The sequence below is a fragment of the Antarctobacter sp. genome (assembly GCF_965277915.1).
In the GTDB taxonomy this organism is placed as follows: domain Bacteria; phylum Pseudomonadota; class Alphaproteobacteria; order Rhodobacterales; family Rhodobacteraceae; genus Antarctobacter.
The window spans coordinates 1827162-1848039 of sequence record NZ_OZ255849.1; the positions used below are offsets into that span (position 1 = coordinate 1827162).

The window sequence follows — 20878 nt, forward strand, 5'->3', positions numbered from 1 at the left end:
AGGCCGGTCCCGGAAAAGGTGCAATGCAGGCCGGATTTCCTTTGACGCCCGAAGGCTCTAATTCTGGGGGCATGTCCAGTCCCGTTTTCATCGGCTCGCGTATCTACCGCGGTTCGGTCTATGGCCCGCGTCATCCGCTGTCGATCCAGCGGGTGCCCGCTGTCACAGACCTTGCGCGTGCATTGGGGTGGTTGCCACAGGCGCGCTATCGGACCTCGCCCCGCGCCAAGCCGGTGGCGCTGACAGGGTTCCACAGCCGCGCCTATGTCGAGGCCCTCAAGACCGCTGAGGCCGCGCAGGAGGTCAATGAAGAGGTGCGGGTGCGTCATGGGTTGGGCACCCTGTCGAACCCGGTTTTCCCCGAGATGTACCGCAGGCCCGCGACAGCGGTTGGCGGCGGGTTGTTGGCGGCGGAACTGGTCCGCGATGGCGGGATCGTTCACAACCCCGGCGGCGGTCAGCACCATGGCTTGCCCGATGCTGCGGCGGGCTTTTGTTTTCTGAACGAGCCGGTACTGACCATGCGTCGCCTGCTGGACATGGGGCTGCAGCGGGTGGCCTATGTCGATATAGACGCGCATCATTGCGACGGGGTGGAACTGGCTTTTGACGGCAGCGAACGGGTTCGCATGATCTCTGTCCACGAGGCGCGGCGCTGGCCATTTACCGGCGCGCTGGAGGACAGGGCGGGAGGCGCGTCCTTCAACCTGCCCGTGGCGCGCGGGTTCAACGACACGGAATTCGACTTCGTGCTGCGGGACATGATCCTGCCGGCGGTCGCGGCGTTTCGGCCCGATGCGATCTTTCTGCAATGCGGGGCAGATGCGCTGGCCGAGGATCCGCTGGCCCGCCTGGGCCTGTCCAACCGGAGCCATGTTGCGGCGGTCCGGGCGCTGCGGCCGCTGGCGCCAAGGATGATCGTCTCGGGCGGAGGTGGCTACAATCCCTGGACGGTCGCCCGGTGCTGGACCGCGGTCTGGGGGGAAATCGCGGGTGAGGAGGCCCCGGATCGCCTGCCGCCCGAGGCCGAAACCGTGCTGCGCGCGCTTGTCTGGCACCGCAAGGGACAGCCGGAGGAGGCGCTGTTCACGACGCTTCTGGACACCCCGCGCGCGGGCGCGATTTCAGGCGACCTAAGGGCGGACGTCTCCCGTTTGCAGGACCGGCTGAAACAGGTCGTGTGACAGGTGCAAGGCAAAGGGGAATGGAGCGGGTGAAGGGAATCGAACCCTCGTATGCAGCTTGGGAAGCTGCCGTTCTACCATTGAACTACACCCGCAGCGTCCGACTGGATACCGCAGGACCAGAGGTGGTTCAAGGTCAAACCGATCCCACCGGGGATGGTTCCGCGCCGGCAACATTTCCTCTAGACCCGTCAGCAAGAACGAAGATCCCGGGAGGACCGAACCATGACACTTGCATTGCCCCAGACTGGCACCTTTGTCGGCCGCGCCTGGCGGCCGGATCGTAACGGCCCCGCGCTGATTGCCCGGCGCGGCGCCGAGGCGGTCGATATCACCTGCCGCGAAGTGCCGACCATGCAGGCGCTTTTGGACCTCGACGATCCGGTGAGCTTTGCGCAGAATGCGCCGGGTGACAGCCTTGGCCCGATCGAGGCCCTGGCGGAGGCATCCACCGAAGATCCACAGGGTCCGCACTTGCAGGCGCCCTGCGATCTGCAGCCGGTCAAGGCCTGCGGTGTCACCTTTGTCTCGTCGATGCTGGAACGGGTGATCGAGGAACAGGCCAAGGGCGATCCGGCCCGGGCACTGGCGATCCGCGAACGCTGTACCGCCATCCTGGGCGAGAGCCTGCGCGCGGTGGAACCGGGATCGGACAAGGCCGGGCAACTCAAGGAGGTGCTGATTGCCGATGGCGTCTGGTCACAGTACCTGGAGGTGGGTATCGGCCCCTTTGCCGAGGTCTTCTCCAAGGCACAGCCCATGTCCGCCGTGGGGTTCGGTGCCAGTGTCGGTTTGCATCCGGTATCGACCTGGAACAACCCGGAGCCCGAGATCGTGCTGGCCTGCGACGGGCAGGGTCGTATCCGCGGCGCCACGCTGGGCAATGACGTGAACCTGCGCGATGTCGAGGGGCGGTCCGCGCTGCTTCTGGGCAAGGCCAAGGACAACAACGCGTCCTGTGCCGTGGGTCCGATGCTGCGACTCTTCGACGACAGCTATGGTCTGGACGAGGTGCGCCGTGCGGAACTGACGCTGACCGTGACCGGGACCGATGGTTTTGTCCTGAACGGACGCAGCAGCATGTCCGAAATCAGCCGCGATCCCGAGGACCTTGTGGCGCAGACCTGCGGTGCGCACCACCAGTATCCTGACGGGTTTTTCCTGATGCTCGGCACGCTCTTTGCCCCCACCGAGGATCGCGACATCCCCGGCGAAGGGTTCACGCACAAGCTGGGCGACGTCGTCGAGATCTCCGAGCCGCAACTGGGCAGCCTGCGCAACACCGTGCGTCTGTCCACCGAATGCGCGCCCTGGACCTTTGGAACTTCGGCTCTGATGCGCAACCTGGCAGGGCGCGGCCTGTTGTAAGGGCTGCGTGGCGCGGAATCAGCCGCGCCGCCGCCTGCGCCGCCCGCCACCATCCTCTCCGCCGGTGTTGAAACTGACGTTCGGCAGGCTGACGATCTTGTGGAGTTCCGGGAAGGCGTCGGTGGCATGCGGGATCGCGTTGGCGTTGACGAAATGCTCCTGGAACTTCGGCTCGATCGCGGTTTCGACCTTGGTGATCTCGCGCACCACGCGCTCGATCTCGCGCCGGGCGGCCAGGTTGCACAGCGCGATCCGCGCACCTGTCCCGGCGGCGTTGCCCGCGCTGGTCACCTTGTCCAGCGGCACATCCGGGATCATGCCCAGCACCATCGCGTGCTGGGGCGAGATATGGGCGCCAAAGGCCCCTGCCAGCACCACGCGGTCCACCTTGTCGACGCCGCGCGTGTCCATCAGCAGGCGCGCCCCGGCATAAAGCGCCGACTTGGCAAGCTGGATGGCACGGATGTCGCTTTGGGTGACGGTGATGCGCGGCCCGCCGTCTGCGCTGGCGTCGTGGATCAGGTAGCTGTGGGTCCGGCCCTCGGCAAAGCAGCGCTGTGTGCCGGTCTGTGCGGGGCCGCCGATCAGGCCGGAGGGATCCAGCAGCCCGGCGGTGCGCAGTTCCGCCACCGCTTCGATGATGCCGGATCCGCAGATGCCGGTGATGCCGGTTGCGGCGGTGTCCTCCCAGAACCCTTCTTCGTCCGACCATTTGTCACAACCGATGACGCGAAAGCGCGGTTCCTTGGTCTTGGGGTCGATGCGGATGGCCTCGATGGCGCCGGGGGCGGCCCGCTGTCCGGAACTGATCTGTGCCCCTTCGAAGGCGGGGCCGGTGGGCGAGGAACAGGCCAGCACGCGGGTCTTGTCGCCAAGGAGAATCTCGGCGTTGGTGCCCACGTCCACGACCAGCACCAGGTCCTCGGACTTGCCCGGTTCCTCGGACAGGGCGACGGCGGCGGCGTCGGCGCCGACGTGGCCTGCGATGCAGGGCAGCACATAGACCTGCGCCGAGGCGGGCAGGGAGGTCAGGTCGAGATCGCGCGCCGTCAGGGTCAACGAGTTGGATGTGGCCAGCGCAAAGGGCGCCTGTCCCAGCTCCACCGGGTCGATGCCCAGCAGCAAGTGATGCATCACCGGGTTACAAACGAAGACCGTCTCCAGGATCAGCGAGGGCACGATCCCGGCGTCCTTGGCGATCTCCACCGACAGAGTGTCGATGGCCTCACGCACGGCGCGGGTCATTTCGACATCCCCGCCGGGGTTCATCATCGCGTAGGACACCCGGCTCATCAGGTCTTCGCCAAAGCGGATCTGGGGGTTCATGATCCCTGAGGAGGCCACGACTTCGCCTGTGTCGAGGTTCGTCAGATGGGCCGCGATGGTGGTGGATCCAAGGTCGATGGCCAGGCCGTAAATCCCGTCCTCGTGCAGTCCCGGCCAGGCGGCGATCAGGCGCGGGGTGGCCTCGGCCGAGGATTTATGCAGGGCCACAGTGATCTTCCAGCCGCCCTTGCGCAGGATCGGCTGCAACTGGCCCAGAAGAGAAAACTCTGCCGTGATCTCGGGGATGTCCCATTGCGCCTTGAGCGCACGGGCCAGGCGTTCCAGATCGCCCGTGGGTTCGTGCATGTCGGGTTCTTCGACCTCGACGTAGAAGATCCGCGTGGCCGGGTCCATCTCGATCACGCGGGCAGTGGCGGCCTTGCGCACGACCTGGCGGTGGACCTGGCTTTCGGCGGGCACGTCGATCACCACGTCGCGCTGCACCGTGGCCTGGCAGCCAAGACGGCGCCCAGTCTTCAGCCCACGTTTCTGGTCATAGCGTTCTTCGACCTTGTTCCACTCCGACAGGGCGTCCTGCGCGACATGCACACCGTGTTTCGGGAAATCGCCGTAGGACGGCGTGATCTGGCATTTCGAACAGATGCCGCGTCCGCCGCAGACGGAATCGAGGTCGACGCCCAGCTGGCGGGCGGCGGTCAGGACGGGCGTGCCGACGGGAAAGCGGCCGCGCTTTCCGGACGGGGTGAAGACGACAAGCGGATCTTTGGTCATGAAGCGAACCTCCGGGTTGGGCGGACCATAGCGGCTGCACCGGCGAGGGAAAGACACAAGGCGTCAGGATCAGGGCGGAAAACGGCACGGCGCACCGGGCGTCGGCCCGGCGTGGCAATAGACGGCAGGGCGGAGGTCAGCCCTGTTCGAGCCAGCGCAGGATCTCGCCCCGGTTGCCGTCAAGGTCGGGCGCGGGGGCGCGCGACTTGGGGTCCGGCGCGTCGGTCATCTTGATCGGGTTTCCGGCGGCCTTGTAGGCCTGCCGCCCATTCTTGTCGAGCACGTCCACCACCATGTTGCGGGCCAGGATCTGCGGGTCCTTCAGGACCTGTCCGACATCCTGGATCGGCCCCGTGGGGACGCCCGCCGCGGTCAGGCGCGAGATCCAGTAGGCGCGGGTGTTCTCCAGCGTCACCGCCTCGATCAGCCGTTTCAGCAGGCGGGCATTGTCGCAGCGCGCCGGGTTGGTGGCAAAGCGCGGGTCGTCCGAGATCGGCAGGTCCAGCGCGATGCAGAGCTTTTCGAACAGGCGGTCGTTTCCGGCGGCGATCACGAACAGCCCGTCCGAGGCATGGAAGGTTTCGAAGGGCGTGATCGAGGGATGGCGGGCCCCGGACGGTCCCGGCGCCTTGCCGGTCACCGTGGTCAGAGCCACCGCGTGCTCAAGGATCGCCAACTGGCTGTCCAGCATGGCCACGTCGATCTTGCGCCCCAGGCCGGACCGGTCGCGGTCCAGCAGCGCGGCAAGGATGCCCTGCGACAGGAACATGCCCGCCACGATATCCCCGATCGAGGCGCCCACGCGCACCGGGTCGCGGTCTTTTTCGCCGGTGATCGACATCACGCCGCCGCGCGCCTGGACCACCATGTCATAGGCCGGGCGCCGCGCGTCCGGGCCGGAATGGCCAAAGCCGGATACCGCGCCATAGACCAGTCGGGGAAAGGCCGCGTGGAGGTCGTCCCAGCCATAGCCCAGACGTTCCATCACCCCGGGGCGAAAATTCTCGACGATGACGTCGGCGCGGGCCAGCAGGCGTTCGAAGATCAGCCGATCCTCGTCGGCCTTGAGGTTCAGTGCGATGCTTTTCTTGCCGTGGTTGATGGCTGCGAAATAGGCGGATTTCCCATCCTTGAAGGGGGGGAAAGCACGGGTATCATCGCCGCCCTTGGGGGGTTCCACCTTGATCACCTGCGCCCCCATGTCCGCCAGCGTCATCGTGCAGAAAGGGCCGGCAAGGACATGCGTCAGGTCAAGAATGACGTATCCGGCAAGGGGGGCGGTCATGGGCGGGTCCTGTTCTGGGTCGGGTGCTCTACACCAGAGAAACGCGACAAGGCGGTGACGGCAAGGCCTGTGATGGGGGCTGCGCGATCCTTCGCGGGTGCGCAGCATATTTGATGCGGAATTCAGCCTAGGGTCTTGGCAACCCGGCGTGAAAGACGAAACCCAGCAGGTTCATCAGAAGTTGTGCGGCCAGGATCGAGGTGCTGCCGGTCGGGTCGTAGTCCGGCGCGACCTCGACCAGGTCAATTCCGACGACCGGATGAGAGCGGACCGCTTGTTGCAGGATCTCCAGCACCTCGTAGTAGAGGAATCCGCCGTGGCTGGGTGTGCCGGTGCCCGGCGCGATCGACGGGCAGAAGGCGTCGATGTCGATGGTGATGTAGATCGGCACGCCTTCGGGCAGGCGGGCGGCGGTGGCCTCGGGGCCCAGCCTGCGCACCTGCCGGACCGACAGGATGTCGGAGCCACGGGCGCGCGCATCCTCGTAACCCTCGCGCGCCGTGGACGAAACGTTGCGGATGCCCAGTTGCGTCAGCCCGGTGACCCAGGATTTCTCCGCCGCCCTACGCATCGGATTGCCATGTCCGCGGGTGACGCCGTGCCGTTCATCGACGAAATCCAGGTGCGCGTCGATCTGCAGGACATGGAAGGGCGCGCGGCCTTCGTAGGCCTCGATGCAGGGAATGTTGACCGAATGATCTCCGCCAATGGTTACGGGCAGGGCGCGCGCAGCCAGCGCCGCCTCGACGCCGCGGCGGATGTTGGCATGGCTGCTTGCGGTGTCGGTATGGATGATGTCGGCGTCGCCCATGTCGACCAGTTGCACGCCGTCCAGATAGGTCACGTCGTCCTCGTGATCGTAGGCACCTGCATGACCAAAGCTGAACAGGGTCGAGGCCTCGCGCACGCCGCGCGGGCCGAACCGTGCCCCCGCGCGCCATTGGGTTCCCGCGTCGAAAGGCGCACCAAGGATTGCCGCGTCGGCCTGCAAATTGGACCAATCGGGCTGATAGGGGGCCTTGGCAAAGGTGCAGATGCCGGTGAACGGAAGGTTCAGCCGACCGGATTCGTAACCGTGACTCATAGGGGTCTCCTTGATTGGCGCCAGCCTAGTCGGAGGGGCGCGCGCAACAAGGGGCATTGCGCGTCAGGATAAAATTAATCGTTAAGGTTGAAAGGTTGTTCTTGTGTACACGCGGTGAGGGGTTACCGTGCGTCACATGAATACAATCTTTGATTGCAATGGGGGACTGGAATGAACCTTTTGAACAAGAACGGGCCGTTGTTGGCCATCGCGCTGGCGGGGCTGCCGCTGACAGTCTTGGCACAGGACTTTGGCGTCGACATGCCAGCGGAACCTGCGCCTGGCGTCCGCTTTCCGACGCCCGAGGCCGAGATCGACGCCTGGATTCGGGCCGAACCGCAGAATACGGGCGCCATCCATGCCCATGCCTGGGGGATCTGGGCCGGCCTGACGAAACCGGTCGAGGGTGAGGGCGCCTATGCCCGACTGACCTATCAGACCTGGTTGACCAAGGCGGATGTGATCGACGTCTTTACCGGCGAGGCCCCGGAAGACCGGTTCCGGCTGGGCGAGTCCAATCAGATGTTCAAACACGGGCTGGTCGATGGTTTCCTCGCGAACGCGGCGCAGGAAAAGAAGGACGGCACCGAGCCGGCGAAAAATGCCGCCGGGATTATCGTGAATACAGACGTGCTGGAAAACGTGGCCTACAGCCCGCCCTCGGCGCAGTACCTGCTGGACACCGGCACCGGCAAACCAGAGGTGCTGGACCGGTTGTTGGAGCAGGGAGACAAGGTGCGCTTTCCCGACGCGGCGGTGAACGTCAAACCGGTCTACAAGTTGATCACCGACGATCGCATCACCGAATGGACGGGCGAAGACGGCCGGACCCGCAGGCTATACGCCTTTACGGCCTGGCCCGGAGAGCCGGACCTGGCGAACTGGACACCGGACATGAAACAAGGCGGCTATCCCGAAACGCTCTGGCAGCAATGCGTCTATGTCGATCTTGACCTTGATGGCCCGACAAAATCGACCGGCGTCGACGTCAACTGCAAAAGCCCGTCCGAGGGGAACATCTATTCCGTCGACGATTTCATCGCGGTCAACCTCAAGGATGAGGATGCGGCTTTCGTCAACAAGTCGACGGGCGACAGCAGCGACCTGACCGACGGCGAAACCTCCATCGCCCTGCTGGTGGCCATGCATGTCACGTCTCGGGAAACGACCCAGTGGACATGGCAGACCTTCTGGTGGGAGGCGGATGCCGCGCGGCCCAACACGCCCTCCAGTGCCGCCATCGCCTCGGCGCGGCCTGACACGCTGACCACGCAGGCGGCGCATTACGCGATGGCGCCGGCCTACTCGATGTTGGTGCCGGCGCAACCCCTTGTCGGGGGCAAGAACGTCGGTGCGCTGGTGACGGCCTTCAACCCCTACCTGGAGGCCGGGTTCGGCACGCCGGTCATCGGCATCACCGAGACCGTACAGATCCCCGATGGCGCCGGCGGCTGGACAACGACGACGACGGACATGGGCATCCAGACCAACTGCATGACCTGTCACGGTCTTGCGGCCTGGGGCGGACGTGGCTCGGGCTATGCGGCGAATTTCTATGTCCCGCGCGACTACTGGGTCTTCGATACGGCGCTGGACGTGGATTTCGCCTGGTCGGTCCAGTCCATTGGCGAGGCGGTCGAGAAGGCGGACAAGAAAAAGGCCGACGCAGCCTCTGACTGAAACCCGCAATTGCCGGATCCGTGCAGGCGCCTCTTGGGGCGCCTGTTGCGCCTGGATGGTTGCCCCTGCGGATGGACTGACGCACTCTGGCGCTGTCAGGTGCCCCGATATGGGGAGAATCGGGAAGCCGGTGCAAGTCCGGCGCGGGCCCGCCGCTGTAAGGGGGATGGAGCGGACAGATGCCACTGGGGCCAGCCCCGGGAAGGCGTCCGCCCCGGCAGACCCCAAGCCAGAAGACCGGCCTGACGACACGGACCGGCGCCTTGGACAGCGTCCGGTCATTGTCATTTGCGGAGCCGAAGAATGCCCGATCCCCAAGCTGCGCCCGAGAAAGCGCGCAAATTCTCCGCCTGCGAGCGTCAGGCACTTTACGATGTGATCTGCGCGCGGCGGGATGTGCGCAACGAATTCCTGCCCGACCCGATTGATCCCGCCATGCTGCGCCGCGTGCTGGAGGCGGCCCATGCGGCGCCTTCGGTCGGCTTCATGCAGCCCTGGAACTTTATCCTGATCCGCGATGCGGCCCGGCGGCGGGCGGTCCATGCCGCCTTCGAGACCGCCAATGCCGAGGCCGAAGCCATGTTCGAAGGTGAAAAGCGGAGCCGATACGCCGCGCTGAAACTGGAAGGCATCCTGAAGGCGCCGCTGAACATCGCGGTGACCTGCGACCGGACCCGCGGCGGCAAGGTGGTGCTGGGGCGGACGCATAACCGGGATATGGACCTCTATTCCACGGTCTGCGCGGTGCAGAACCTCTGGCTTGCGGCGAGGGCCGAGGGGCTGGGCGTCGGCTGGGTCAGCATCTTTCGGCAAGAGGATCTGCGCGCGCTGCTGGGCTTGCCCGACCATGTTGAGGTCGTCGCCTACCTTTGCGTCGGTCATATCGATGAGGCCTTTGGCCAGCCGGAACTGCAGGCGCGGGGCTGGCGCAAGCGGCTGGACCTGGACAGCCTGATCATGGAAGACCATTGGCAAGACGTGTCGCCCGAGTGAGCACAAGAGGTCAGACGTGGTAGATCAGGAAACGATGAAGCGCATCAACCTGTTGCACGGCGCGCCCCGCTTTGTCCTGCGCAGTGATCCGCAGACCGGGCAGCACGCGGTTCGCAACCCGTCGCAGGTGTCAAGGGCCGACGGCGATTACTGGATGCACGGCACCTCGATCCTCTCGAACGGGGCAGAACTGGCCTCGGTCTTTGTCGTGGATACCGACAGCGGCGGCACGCTGCGCGCGATCTTCTGGCTCAGCGACAGTGGCTGGATCGATAGTCAGGACCCGCAGGCCCCGGATACGCTGGACCTGCCGCGCGACCGGGTCTTTCCGTTTGACTGGCGGTTCGACGTGCCGCTGGAAGAGGATATCTTTCACCCCGATCCGGGCACGACGCCGCGACGCACCGCGCGCTCTTTCCTTTCCCGTCTCCGCATGCGATAGGGACGCGCCAACCGATCCCTCCCAAGGAGTGCCCCAATGGAGATTCGCGAGGCCCTGACCTTCGATGACGTCCTGCTTGTTCCCGCGGCCTCGAACGTGTTGCCGTCGACGGCGGACACCCGGACGCAAGTGACCAAGTCGATTGCGTTGAATATTCCGCTTTTGAGTTCCGCGATGGACACCGTCACCGAAAGCCGGATGGCGATCACCATGGCGCAGGCCGGTGGTATCGGGGTGATCCACAAGAACCTCGGGATCGAGGAACAGGCGCGCGAAGTGCGGCGGGTCAAGCGCTTTGAAAGCGGCATCGTCTACAACCCCGTCACCCTGCGCCCGGATCAGACCCTGGGCGATGCCCGGATGCTGACGGAGCGCTACGGCTTTACCGGCTTTCCCGTGATCGACGAGGCGCATCGCGTCGTGGGGATCGTCACCAACCGCGACATGCGCTTTGCCGAGAACGACGGCACGCCGGTTCACGCCATGATGACCCGCGACAACCTCGCGATCCTGACCGAACCGGCGGACCGCGAGGAAGCCATCAACCTGATGAAGGCCCGCCGGATCGAAAAGCTGCTGGTGACCGACAAGGACGGCAAGCTGACGGGGCTTCTGACGCTGAAGGACACGGAAAAGGCGGTGGTGAACCCGACCGCCTGCAAGGACGACCTCGGGCGTCTGCGCGTCGCGGCGGCCACGGGCGTTGGCGACTCGGGCTATGAACGCTCTCAGGCCCTCGCGGATGCGCAGGTCGACATCATCGTGGTCGACACGGCGCATGGCCATTCCGCCGGTGTGCTGGAAGCGGTCGAACGCGCCAAGCTGTTGTCGAACGAGGTGCAGGTGATCGCAGGCAACGTGGCGACGGCGGATGCCGCGCGGGCCCTCATCGACGCGGGCGCCGATGCGATCAAGGTGGGGATCGGACCCGGGTCGATCTGCACCACGCGGATGGTGGCCGGTGTCGGCGTGCCCCAGCTGACCGCGATCATGGAATGTGCGACGGCGGCCGGTGACGTGCCGGTGATTGCGGATGGCGGCATCAAGTTCTCGGGCGATTTCGCCAAGGCCATCGCGGCGGGGGCTTCCTGCGCGATGGTCGGGTCCATGATCGCCGGGACAGACGAAAGCCCGGGCGAGGTGATTTTGTACCAGGGGCGGTCGTTCAAGGCCTATCGCGGCATGGGTAGCCTGGGCGCCATGGCGCGCGGCTCGGCTGACCGCTATTTCCAGAAGGACGCGGCCAGCGACAAGCTGGTCCCCGAAGGGATCGAGGGGCAGGTTCCCTACAAGGGGCCGGCGGGCGTGGTCCTGCACCAGCTGGTCGGCGGACTTCGGGCCGCGATGGGCTATACCGGCTGCGCCACGGTCGAGGAGATGCGCCGCAACTGCACCTTCGTGAAGATCACCGGGGCAGGGCTGAAGGAAAGCCATGTGCACGACGTTCAGATCACCCGCGAAAGCCCCAATTACCGGATTGGATGAGTTCTGTCCGGACTGTTTCCGGTAAACTTTGAAACAATGCCCCGGCGCGGAACATGCGCCGGGGCATCGTCAAACCTGTGTCTCTGGTCTAGGCAGAGGCGATTGCCGCCGTTGGAGAACAGCCCATGACCCCCGCCGCCCGCGTGCAGGCCGCCATTGAATTGCTGGACCGGATCGCCGCCGGGCAGGCGGCGGAACAGGCCCTGACCAGCTGGGGACGCTCTGCCCGCTATGCCGGATCCAAGGACCGGGCCGCAGTACGCGACCTTGTGTTCGACGCGCTGCGCTGCTGGCGGTCGACCGCGGCCCTGGGCGGGGGCGAAACCGGCCGGGCGCGTTTGTTGGGGCTGCTCCGCCTCAGGGAAGAAGATCCCGCCCAGGTATTCTCGGGGCAGGGCCATGCCCCGGCCCCGCTTGATGCAGATGAACTGGCCGCCGGGCAGGCGCCGCACGGGGCGGCGGCGCTGGACCTGCCGGACTGGCTGGCGCCGCGTTTCCGGGACAGCCTGGGGGCAGAGGCAGATGCGACGGCGCTGGCCCTTCGATCCCGGGCCGATGTCTTTCTCCGTGTCAATCTTTTGCGGGCCACGCCTGAAACCGCAATGGCGCGTCTGGGACAAGACGGGATTCTGGCCGAACCTCATGAGCTTTCGGCGACCGCTTTGCGTGTGACGGAGGGTGCCCGGAGGATCATGCGCAGCGGCGCATATCTCGACGGCCTCGTGGAATTGCAGGATGCGGCCAGCCAGGCGGTGGTCGACCTGCTGCCGCTGGAACCGGGCATGCGGGTTCTGGACTATTGCGCCGGCGGTGGCGGCAAGGCGCTGGCGATGGCGGCACAGATGCGGGGCGGGCCGGTTGTGGCCCATGATGCGGCTCCGAAACGGATGATCGACCTGCCGGCACGCGCGTCCCGCGCCGGGGCGGATGTCCGTATCGCGGCCAGGCCCAAGGGGGACTTCGACCTTGTACTCTGTGATGTGCCCTGTTCGGGCAGCGGTGCCTGGCGCCGTGCGCCCGAAGGCAAGTGGCGCCTGACGGAAGAAAGGCTGGACGAACTCTGCGCCATCCAGGCCGATATTCTCGATCGGGCGGTAGGTTACGTGGTCAAGGGCGGTGTGCTGGCCTATGCGACCTGCTCGGTGCTGGCCGAGGAAAACGCCACGCAGGTCAGCGCCTTTCTGGAACGCAGGCCCGGCTGGTCGGTCGAAGAGCAGCGGCAATTCCTCCCCGGGTCTGGCGGGGATGGCTTTTTTGCCGCGGTTCTTCGCCGGACCGCGACCTGAAAGCCACAACTCTGGCGCGAGCATTTGCGACAGTTAACGTCCCCTTAACGGTCTACGCCGGCATTATGGCAGGAAGAGAATCGTGACCCGGGGGGACAAGGTGGAAGCTGCGATCGACATCGCACAGAAACGACAGAGCGGCATGACGCCGATCATCGGCGCGGCAGCGCTGGTCGTCCTGGCGACGCTCTCCCTGCTGATTTCCCAGGTGGCTGCGGTGCGCTCGGTCCAGGTGGTTGCGCTGGCGGCCACGGGCGCGTTCGGCTGTCTGGCGGTGGTGTGGCTGCTGGTCGACCGGGTGTCCGGCGGGCGCCGTAAAAGACGGCTCGCCCTTCTCGCGGATTTCATCGAGACAGAGCCTGCCTTCTGTTTCCTCACCGATGCAGAGGGGGCGGTGCTGACAAGCAACCGTACCGCGCGTGAACGCTTTGCCAGCGAGGGCATCAGCCAGTTGTCCACCTTGCTGCGCGACGTCTTTGCCAGTTCCGAGGGCATCATCTACCGGTTGCAGCAAAAGGCCCTGACCGAGGGCGCCGCGGTCGAGGATGTCACCAGCCATTCCGAAGGCTACAGGATCTACGTCCGTGCCTTCCGGCCCGACATGATGCTCTGGCGTCTGGAGAATGAATCGCAACGCGCGGGCGGGCGGACGCGGGCCGACCTCGCGGTGATCTCGCTGGGGCGCAATGGGGCGGTGCTCTACATGAACCCGGTGGCGCGTGACCTCGTGGGCCAGCGTGTGAAGCGGCTGGATGACATCTTTGCCGACTTGCCGTTGCGGACCGACGGGGTGCATTGCCTGAAAGGCGCCCATGCCGGGCAGAGCGTTCTTGTCCACAGTGCCGATATCGGCGGCGGGCGCCAGGAACTGGTGCTGTCGCCCATAGCCGAGGATTCCGGGCGCCAGGACCTGATGGGCAGCTTCGACGGCCTTCCGGTGCCGCTGCTCAAGGTGGCACCCGACGGTCGTGTCCTGCGCGCAAACCCCGAGGCCCGCCGCCTGCTGAACCTGGGCCAGGTCGATCCCGGTTACCTTGCCGAGCACATGGAAGGGCTGGGCCGTGCGATCAAGGACTGGTTGCAGGAGGCTGCCGATGGCCGTGGGCTGCACCGCTCCGAGTTCCTGCGCCTGACCCGTGCCGACCGCGAGGTCTTTGTGCAGGTCACGCTGAACCGCGTGATCGACGACGGCGAGACGGCGCTCGTCGCTGTTCTCAATGACGCGACCGAGCTCAAGACGCTCGAGGCGCAATTCGTCCAGAGCCAGAAGATGCAGGCCATCGGCCAGCTTGCGGGCGGGGTCGCGCATGATTTCAACAACCTGCTGACGGCGATCTCGGGGCATTGCGACCTGCTGTTGCTTCGGCATGACCAGGGCGATCCGGATTACGGCGACCTTGTCCAGATCAACCAGAACGCCAACCGGGCGGCGGCGCTTGTCGGGCAGCTCCTCGCATTTTCGCGCAAGCAGACCATGCAGCCCGAGGTCATGGACCTGCGCGATACTCTCTCGGACCTTGCGCATCTTCTGAACAGGCTGGTGGGTGAAAAGGTGCGGCTGACGCTGAAACATGATCCCGTGCTGCCAACGGTGCGCGGTGACCGGCGGCAACTCGAACAGGTGATGATGAACCTGGTGGTCAACGCCCGCGACGCCATGCCCGAGGGTGGCGAGATCGTGGTCGAGACCGAGCGCCGCGAACTGGCCGAACCGATGACGCGCGACCGCGCGGTGGTCGCGCCCGGGCTCTATGTTTCGGTCCGGGTGACGGACAAGGGGATGGGAATCCCCCAGGACAAGCTGCAAAAGGTCTTTGAGCCCTTTTTCACCACCAAGCGCACCGGTGAGGGAACGGGGCTTGGCTTGTCCACCGTCTATGGCATCGTCAAGCAGACCGGCGGTTTCATCTTCGTGGACAGCGTGGTCGGGCAGGGGACCTGTTTCACCCTGCTTTTCCCGGCCTTCGAGGCGCCCCGGCAAGAAGCTGTGGCCACCGAGGAGAAGGCCGAGCGGAAGCTGCCCGAGCAAGGATCGGGCGTGGTCCTGCTGGTCGAGGACGAGGCCCCGGTCCGGGCCTTCGCGGCCCGCGCGCTGCGCCTGCGTGGCTACACGGTAATCGAGGCAGAGACCGCCGAGGATGCGCTCGCGACGCTGGATGATGACGATTTGGCCGTGGACATCTTCGTGACCGATGTCGTCATGCCCGGGATGGACGGCCCGACCTGGGTGCGCAAGGCGCGGGAACGCCGCCCCGATACGCGGGTGGTCTTTGTATCGGGCTATGCCGAAGACGCCTTTGGCGAAGGCAGCGAGGAAATTCCAAATTCCGTCTTCCTGCCGAAACCCTTCTCTCTATCGGACCTGACCGAGACGGTGCACCAGCAACTCAACTGACGGTCGGGCGCTAGGTCGCGCCTTCCCAGGTCTCGAAATCCGCCGCACATTTGCGCCGCAGCTTGGCGTCGATCTCCGGGGACAGCGACAGGTCCCGCCGCGGAGAGACGTTTTCGCGCGGCAGGTCGATCTTCGTCTCAAGCCGCTCTTCGAGAAAGGCCAGCAAGCCGGCCTGGTTTTCGTAGCGGAACAAATGGTTGACCGAGACACCGTTGGGGCGCGGCTCCACGAACTTGGCCTGGCTGCCGACGTTCGCGAATGGCGGACGATCGCCGCGGGCATAGGCATCGCAGAACTGGTCAAAACTGAGCCCGCGCGTCGAGGTCGGCTTGCCATCCAGGAAATCACGCTGCCGATACCTGTACCAGGAGCCAAGCCAGTCCACCGGTTCGCGGATCACTGCCAAAAGCTCCATCTCGCCGCCGACCTTCTCGAACATCGGGCGGAAGAAACGGTTGTAACGATAGACCGGCGCATGTTTCAACTCGGGCGGGTCGGAGACCGCCATCGAAGCCTTGGGAGCCAGCGCCCGCGTATAGGCAGAGGTGCCGGTCTTGGGGACCGCCAGCATGACCAGGCGCGCTTTCCAGAAAACGAGCATTCGATTTGTTCCTGTTTCGGTAACCTTGCCTTAACCCTCGCGCGCCAAGCTGGAAAGAGAAAGAATTCACTTGAACTGTTCATGGTTTGGTCTCATAGCTATTGGGAACAAGGGGTGAACGAAAGCAGCGATTGCCGCGCTCGCCGGCATATGGAATAAGGATCGAAACGCATGGCAACGGCAGATCTTCTGAGCATGGATAACAAGCGTAAGGCCGAGAAACAGAAGGCCCTGGACAGCGCACTCGCCCAGATCGAGCGACAGTTCGGCAAGGGCTCGATCATGAAACTGGGTGGCGACAATGCCATCAAGGATATCGAGGCCACCTCGACCGGCTCGCTGGGGCTGGATATCGCCTTGGGAATCGGCGGGTTGCCCAAGGGCCGGATCATCGAGATCTACGGCCCCGAAAGCTCGGGCAAGACGACGCTGACGCTGCACTGCGTGGCTGAAGAGCAGAAAAAGGGCGGCGTCTGCGCCTTTGTCGATGCCGAACACGCGTTGGACCCGCAATACGCCAAGAAACTTGGCGTCGATCTGGACGAGTTGCTGATCTCGCAGCCCGACACCGGTGAACAGGCGCTGGAGATCACCGATACGCTGGTGCGCTCGGGCGCGGTCAGCATGGTGGTGGTCGACTCGGTCGCCGCGCTGACGCCGAAATCGGAACTCGAAGGGGACATGGGCGACTCGAACGTCGGCGTGCAGGCCCGCCTGATGAGCCAGGCGATGCGCAAGCTGACCGGCTCGATCAGCCGGTCCAATTGCATGGTGATCTTCATCAACCAGATCCGCATGAAGATCGGCGTCATGTTCGGCTCGCCCGAAACGACCACCGGCGGCAACGCGCTGAAATTTTACTCGTCCGTGCGCCTCGACATCCGCCGCATCGGCTCGATCAAGGACCGCGACGAAGTTGTCGGCAACCAGACGCGCGTCAAGGTGGTCAAGAACAAGGTGGCGCCGCCGTTCAAGCAGGTCGAATTCGACATCATGTACGGCGAGGGCATCTCGAAGATGGGCGAACTGCTGGACTTGGGCGTCAAGGCCGGTGTCGTCGACAAGTCCGGCTCCTGGTTCAGCTACGGCGACGAGCGGATCGGGCAGGGGCGCGAAAATGCGAAAACCTACCTGCGTGAGAATACGCGGGTCTCGCTGGAGATCGAGGACAAGATCCGCGCGGCACACGGCCTGGATTTCGACATGCCCGAGGGTGACCCGGAACTGACCGAGGATTGATCCGGCGATATGACGGACATGAAAGAGGCGCTCTTCGGAGCGCCTTTTTTGTTGTCCCGTGCGGGGTGACAGGCGACTGTGGACACTTGCGGATGGCGCCGCTACATCTGCGCCGATCACTCGCCCGCAAAGAGGCCCGCAATGGCAAGTCTGAACGACATCCGCTCGACCTTTCTGACCTATTTCGAAAAGCAGGGGCACGAGGTCGTTGCCTCCAGCCCGCTGGTGCCCCGCAACGACCCGACGCTGATGTTCGTCAACTCGGGCATGGTGCAGTTCAAGAACCTTTTTACCGGGGTGGAAAAACGCGACTACAACCGAGCGACCACCTCGCAGAAATGCGTGCGGGCGGGCGGCAAGCACAATGACCTCGACAATGTCGGTTACACCGCGCGTCACCATACCTTCTTCGAGATGTTGGGGAATTTCTCCTTCGGGGATTACTTCAAACCCGAGGCGATCCCCTTTGCCTGGGAATTGGTGACCAAGGAATTCGGAATCGACCCGAAGCGGCTGCTGACCACCGTCTATCACACCGATGACGAGGCCTTCGAGATCTGGAAGAAGGTCGGCGTGCCCGAGGACCGGATCATCCGCATCGATACCTCGGACAACTTCTGGCAGATGGGGCCGACCGGCCCCTGCGGCCCCTGCACCGAGATCTTCTACGACCACGGCGATCACATCTGGGGCGGCCCGCCGGGAACGCCCGAGGAAGACGGCGACCGCTTCATCGAGATCTGGAACGTCGTCTTCATGCAGAACGAGCAGTTCGAAGACGGCTCGATGAAGGCGCTCGACATGCAGTCGATCGACACCGGCATGGGGCTGGAACGGATTGGTGCGCTGCTGCAGGGCAAGCACGACAACTACGACACCGACCTGATGCGCAGCCTGATCGAGGCCAGCGCAGATGCGACCAGCGCCGATCCGGACGGGCCGGGCAAGATGCATCACCGGGTGATTGCCGACCACCTGCGCTCGACCTCGTTCCTGATCGCGGACGGCGTGATGCCGTCGAACGACGGGCGCGGCTACGTCCTGCGCCGGATCATGCGCCGCGCCATGCGTCACGCGCATCTCTTGGGCGCACAGGACCCGTTGATGTACCGCCTCGTCCCGGCGCTGGTGCGCCAGATGGGGCAGGCCTATCCGGAACTCACTCGCGCGCAGGCACTGATCGAGGAAACGCTGAAATCCGAGGAAACGCGGTTCAAGGCGACACTGGATCGCGGGCTGAAGCTTCTCGATGACGAATTGGCCGGGCTTGACGGTGACGCGCCGCTGCCGGGCGCTGCGGCCTTCAAGCTGTATGACACCTATGGTTTCCCGCTGGACCTGACGCAGGATGCGCTGCGCGAGAAGAACCGGGAAGTGGACGTCGAAGGCTTTGACGCCGCGATGGCCGAGCAGAAAGCACGCGCCCGCGCGGCATGGAGCGGATCCGGCGAAGCGGCGGATGCGACCATCTGGTTCGATATTGCCGATACGCATGGTGCGACCGATTTCCTGGGCTACGACACGGAAACGGCCGAAGGCCAGGTGTTGGCGCTTGTGGCGGACGGCAAGCCGGTCGACAGCCTGTCGGCGGGTCAAAGCGGGTGGATCGTATTGAACCAGACGCCGTTCTACGGCGAAGCCGGCGGGCAGGTCGGTGATACCGGCTGGTTGCGCCGGCTGGAGAACGAGGATGACAGCGCCACCGTCAGCGATACGCAGAAAATGGCGGGGGGCGCGGTCTACGCGCATCACGTCACCGTGGATCGCGGCACCTTCGCCAAGGGCGATGCGCTGCAACTCGAGGTGGATCATGGCCGTCGCTCGGCGATCCGGGCCAACCACTCGGCCACGCACCTGCTGCACGAGGCACTGCGCGAACGGCTGGGCGATCACGTCGCGCAGCGCGGGTCGCTGAATGCGCCGGACCGGTTGCGGTTCGACTTCAGCCATGGCCAGGCGCTGAGCCTGGAGGACCTGCAAGAGGTCGAACGCGACGTGAACGCCTTTATCCGGCAGAACGCGCCGGTGAGCACGCGGATCATGACGCCGGACGACGCGCGCGAGATCGGCGCGCAGGCGCTCTTCGGTGAGAAATACGGCGAGGAGGTGCGCGTCGTCTCGATGGGGACAAAGCCCGGCTCGGGCAAGGGCACCGACGGCCAGACCTATTCGATCGAACTGTGCGGTGGCACCCATGTGCGCCAGACCGGCGACATCGGTCTCTTCGTGACGCTGGGCGACAGCGCATCCAGCGCGGGAGTCCGGCGGATCGAGGCACTGACCGGGGCCGCTGCCTTCGACTATCTCACGCAGCAGGATCACCGACTGGCAGAGGTGGCAGGCGTTCTGAAGGCCAGCGCCTCTGACGTTCCGGGTCGGGTCAAGGCGCTGATGGATGAGCGCAAGAAGCTGGAATCCGAGGTGGCACAGTTGCGCCGCGAACTGGCAATGGCCGGTGGCGCGGGGCAGGGCGCAGGCTCGGAAGAGACCAGCGTGAGCGGGATTGCATTCTCCGGAAACGTCATGGCTGGCGTTTCTGGTAAGGATCTCCCGCCGATGATTGATGACTTGAAGGCTCAAGGCAACGCGGGTGTTACTGTTCTGGCGACAGAAAACGGTGGCAAGGTGGCGGTTGCAGTAGGCGTTGGGGATGAAGTTTCCAAAGTCGTTTCCGCCGTCGATATTCTTCGGGCTGTAGTAGGGGCACTGGGAGGTAAGGGCGGAGGTGGACGTCCCACGCTGGCTCAAGGCGGTGCGCCATCGCTTGAGAACTGGAGTGGCGCCATGGAAGCGGCCCAATCCGTCATTCAAACCGCTGTAGGGAGAGCTTGAGATGCCCGCACTCTGGATTGCCCATGTCACCGTGAGTGACGCCGAGGCCTACGGGAAATACGCGGAATTGGCCGGACCGGCCATCGCCGCGCATGGCGGAACCTTCATCGCCCGGGGCGGGCGTTTCGTGCAGCTTGAAGGCAAGGAACGTCCGCGCAACGTCGTGGCACGGTTCCCCTCGGTCGAGGCGGCGGTGGACTGCTACCATTCCGACGCCTACCAGGAAGCCCTGAGCCACGCGCGCGGCGCCTCTGAGCGCGAATTGATGGTCGTCGAGACCAGCGAGTGAAACCGCTCGCCGAGTTGCGCCGGTCCTTCAACGGGCCGGGGCGGCTCGACTGGATCGGGCTGCGGCCCGCGCGCAAGGCAGGTCTGACCCCGGTCGAGAATGTCCGGATCACCGCCGATGGTCTGGATGGAGATCATGGCCGGTCCGGCAAACGGGCCGTCACATTGATCCAGGCGGAACATCTGCCTGTGATCGCCGCACTTGTCGGGCGGGACGACCTTCCGCCCGAATTGCTGAGGCGCAACCTTGTCATCTCTGGGCTCAACCTGACCGCGACACGGGAATTCGGCCTGCGGATCGGTTCGGTCCGGCTGTCGATCGAGGTCCCTTGCGCGCCCTGTTCCCGGATGGAGCAGGTTCTTGGCACGGGCGGCTACACGGCCTTGCGCGGGCATGGAGGTTGGTGCTGTTCGGTGCTTGAACCGGGAGTGATTGCCCTCGGCGATCCGGTCTGCCCCGACTTCTGACGGATATATCGGCGCTCTTCCGTATATCGGCGCTTTTTCGCCCGGCTGGCGCGTATATTGAGCGGGCTCCTGCCGCAGGTCAGAGCGGGCGTTGGGAAGATGAGTGATTCGTGCGACATTCTCGGCTACGCTTGCCAGAGTGGCCAATTTTTTCGCTTTCGGTAATTGTTCCCGAAACGGAAAAAAATAC

General features: G+C 64.9%; 16 protein-coding genes, 1 tRNA gene and 1 riboswitch. Of the genes, 12 read left to right on the top strand and 5 right to left on the bottom strand.

The window, feature by feature from the left end; genetic code table 11:
- The first annotated feature begins 71 nt into the window (after nucleotides 1-71).
- Nucleotides 72-1184 carry an acetoin utilization protein AcuC gene (locus ACQY5B_RS09885; RefSeq protein WP_420325407.1) on the top strand — a complete coding sequence of 371 codons (1113 nt, stop codon included), beginning with the start codon at nucleotides 72-74 and terminating at the stop codon, nucleotides 1182-1184.
- Nucleotides 1185-1205: 21 nt separating this feature from the next.
- Here the strand turns inward: ACQY5B_RS09885 and ACQY5B_RS09890 are convergent.
- Nucleotides 1206-1279 (bottom strand) — tRNA-Gly (locus ACQY5B_RS09890).
- Between the two features lie 130 nt (nucleotides 1280-1409).
- On the opposite strand from ACQY5B_RS09890, the gene ACQY5B_RS09895 reads away from it, so the two are divergent.
- Nucleotides 1410-2552, top strand: coding sequence for a fumarylacetoacetate hydrolase family protein (locus ACQY5B_RS09895; RefSeq protein WP_420325406.1), 1143 nt, complete (start codon nucleotides 1410-1412; stop codon nucleotides 2550-2552).
- Between the two features lie 18 nt (nucleotides 2553-2570).
- Here the strand turns inward: ACQY5B_RS09895 and ACQY5B_RS09900 are convergent, their stop codons facing one another.
- The 3 genes from ACQY5B_RS09900 to ACQY5B_RS09910 form a co-directional block, all read right to left on the bottom strand.
- A complete protein-coding gene (locus tag ACQY5B_RS09900; protein ID WP_420325405.1) occupies nucleotides 2571-4610 on the bottom strand; it encodes an ASKHA domain-containing protein in 2040 nt (679 codons plus the stop codon).
- A 136-nt stretch (nucleotides 4611-4746) separates the two neighbouring features.
- Nucleotides 4747-5895 (bottom strand): CaiB/BaiF CoA transferase family protein, encoded by a 1149-nt coding sequence (locus ACQY5B_RS09905; RefSeq protein WP_305968632.1) that lies wholly within the window; start codon nucleotides 5893-5895, stop codon nucleotides 4747-4749.
- Between the two features lie 127 nt (nucleotides 5896-6022).
- The gene (locus tag ACQY5B_RS09910) at nucleotides 6023-6979 is read right to left on the bottom strand and encodes an agmatinase (protein ID WP_305968633.1); all 957 of its coding nucleotides are present in this window, start codon (nucleotides 6977-6979) and stop codon (nucleotides 6023-6025) included.
- A gap of 171 nt (nucleotides 6980-7150) precedes the next feature.
- On the opposite strand from ACQY5B_RS09910, the gene ACQY5B_RS09915 reads away from it, so the two are divergent.
- The 6 genes from ACQY5B_RS09915 (at nucleotide 7151) to ACQY5B_RS09940 (ending at nucleotide 15260) form a co-directional block, all read left to right on the top strand.
- Nucleotides 7151-8659 carry a hypothetical protein gene (locus ACQY5B_RS09915; RefSeq protein WP_420325404.1) on the top strand — a complete coding sequence of 503 codons (1509 nt, stop codon included), beginning with the start codon at nucleotides 7151-7153 and terminating at the stop codon, nucleotides 8657-8659.
- 80 nt (nucleotides 8660-8739) lie between these two features.
- Nucleotides 8740-8919, top strand: a riboswitch (cobalamin riboswitch).
- Between the two features lie 43 nt (nucleotides 8920-8962).
- Nucleotides 8963-9652, top strand: a complete 690-nt coding sequence (gene bluB / locus ACQY5B_RS09920; protein WP_420325403.1) for a 5,6-dimethylbenzimidazole synthase — start codon at nucleotides 8963-8965, stop codon at nucleotides 9650-9652.
- A gap of 16 nt (nucleotides 9653-9668) precedes the next feature.
- Nucleotides 9669-10094: a hypothetical protein gene (locus ACQY5B_RS09925; protein WP_420325402.1), complete on the top strand. Its 426-nt coding sequence runs from the start codon at nucleotides 9669-9671 to the stop codon at nucleotides 10092-10094.
- Nucleotides 10095-10130: 36 nt separating this feature from the next.
- Complete coding sequence (guaB, locus tag ACQY5B_RS09930; RefSeq protein WP_305968637.1) at nucleotides 10131-11579, top strand: IMP dehydrogenase; 1449 nt, start codon at nucleotides 10131-10133, stop codon at nucleotides 11577-11579.
- A gap of 125 nt (nucleotides 11580-11704) precedes the next feature.
- Nucleotides 11705-12865, top strand: a complete 1161-nt coding sequence (locus ACQY5B_RS09935) for an RsmB/NOP family class I SAM-dependent RNA methyltransferase (protein ID WP_420325401.1) — start codon at nucleotides 11705-11707, stop codon at nucleotides 12863-12865.
- 142 nt (nucleotides 12866-13007) lie between these two features.
- Entirely contained in the window at nucleotides 13008-15260 is a 2253-nt protein-coding gene (locus ACQY5B_RS09940; protein WP_305968714.1) for an ATP-binding protein, read from the top strand.
- A gap of 10 nt (nucleotides 15261-15270) precedes the next feature.
- Here ACQY5B_RS09940 and ACQY5B_RS09945 read toward each other — a convergent pair whose 3' ends face one another.
- The gene (locus ACQY5B_RS09945) at nucleotides 15271-15861 is read right to left on the bottom strand and encodes a gamma-glutamyl kinase (protein WP_305968639.1); all 591 of its coding nucleotides are present in this window, start codon (nucleotides 15859-15861) and stop codon (nucleotides 15271-15273) included.
- Nucleotides 15862-16032: 171 nt separating this feature from the next.
- On the opposite strand from ACQY5B_RS09945, the gene recA reads away from it, so the two are divergent.
- The 4 genes from recA to ACQY5B_RS09965 all read left to right on the top strand — a co-directional run bounded on the left by recA (nucleotide 16033) and on the right by ACQY5B_RS09965 (nucleotide 20688).
- Complete coding sequence (gene recA, locus ACQY5B_RS09950; protein WP_305968640.1) at nucleotides 16033-17100, top strand: recombinase RecA; 1068 nt, start codon at nucleotides 16033-16035, stop codon at nucleotides 17098-17100.
- A gap of 141 nt (nucleotides 17101-17241) precedes the next feature.
- Nucleotides 17242-19932 (top strand): alanine--tRNA ligase, encoded by a 2691-nt coding sequence (gene alaS / locus ACQY5B_RS09955; RefSeq protein WP_420325400.1) that lies wholly within the window; start codon nucleotides 17242-17244, stop codon nucleotides 19930-19932.
- A 1-nt stretch (nucleotide 19933) separates the two neighbouring features.
- Nucleotides 19934-20221, top strand: a complete 288-nt coding sequence (locus tag ACQY5B_RS09960) for a DUF1330 domain-containing protein (RefSeq protein ID WP_305968642.1) — start codon at nucleotides 19934-19936, stop codon at nucleotides 20219-20221.
- The gene (locus tag ACQY5B_RS09965; RefSeq protein WP_420325398.1) at nucleotides 20218-20688 is read left to right on the top strand and encodes an MOSC domain-containing protein; all 471 of its coding nucleotides are present in this window, start codon (nucleotides 20218-20220) and stop codon (nucleotides 20686-20688) included. The genes ACQY5B_RS09960 and ACQY5B_RS09965 overlap by 4 nt, the downstream gene beginning before the upstream one ends.
- Nucleotides 20689-20878: the final 190 nt, after the last annotated feature.

What these genes read in the sequence shown, in the direction of transcription:
- ACQY5B_RS09895 (WP_420325406.1), top strand. Translation starts at nt 1,410, where the DNA reads ATGACACTTGCATTGCCCCAGACTGGCACCTTTGTCGGCCGCGCCTGG.
- ACQY5B_RS09885 (WP_420325407.1), top strand. Translation starts at nt 72, where the DNA reads ATGTCCAGTCCCGTTTTCATCGGCTCGCGTATCTACCGCGGTTCGGTC.
- bluB (WP_420325403.1), top strand. Translation starts at nt 8,963, where the DNA reads ATGCCCGATCCCCAAGCTGCGCCCGAGAAAGCGCGCAAATTCTCCGCC.
- ACQY5B_RS09910 (WP_305968633.1), bottom strand. Translation starts at nt 6,979, where the DNA reads ATGAGTCACGGTTACGAATCCGGTCGGCTGAACCTTCCGTTCACCGGC.
- ACQY5B_RS09940 (WP_305968714.1), top strand. Translation starts at nt 13,008, where the DNA reads ATGACGCCGATCATCGGCGCGGCAGCGCTGGTCGTCCTGGCGACGCTC.
- ACQY5B_RS09915 (WP_420325404.1), top strand. Translation starts at nt 7,151, where the DNA reads ATGAACCTTTTGAACAAGAACGGGCCGTTGTTGGCCATCGCGCTGGCG.
- ACQY5B_RS09900 (WP_420325405.1), bottom strand. Translation starts at nt 4,610, where the DNA reads ATGACCAAAGATCCGCTTGTCGTCTTCACCCCGTCCGGAAAGCGCGGC.
- ACQY5B_RS09935 (WP_420325401.1), top strand. Translation starts at nt 11,705, where the DNA reads ATGACCCCCGCCGCCCGCGTGCAGGCCGCCATTGAATTGCTGGACCGG.
- guaB (WP_305968637.1), top strand. Translation starts at nt 10,131, where the DNA reads ATGGAGATTCGCGAGGCCCTGACCTTCGATGACGTCCTGCTTGTTCCC.
- ACQY5B_RS09960 (WP_305968642.1), top strand. Translation starts at nt 19,934, where the DNA reads ATGCCCGCACTCTGGATTGCCCATGTCACCGTGAGTGACGCCGAGGCC.
- recA (WP_305968640.1), top strand. Translation starts at nt 16,033, where the DNA reads ATGGCAACGGCAGATCTTCTGAGCATGGATAACAAGCGTAAGGCCGAG.
- ACQY5B_RS09905 (WP_305968632.1), bottom strand. Translation starts at nt 5,895, where the DNA reads ATGACCGCCCCCCTTGCCGGATACGTCATTCTTGACCTGACGCATGTC.
- ACQY5B_RS09945 (WP_305968639.1), bottom strand. Translation starts at nt 15,861, where the DNA reads ATGCTCGTTTTCTGGAAAGCGCGCCTGGTCATGCTGGCGGTCCCCAAG.
- alaS (WP_420325400.1), top strand. Translation starts at nt 17,242, where the DNA reads ATGGCAAGTCTGAACGACATCCGCTCGACCTTTCTGACCTATTTCGAA.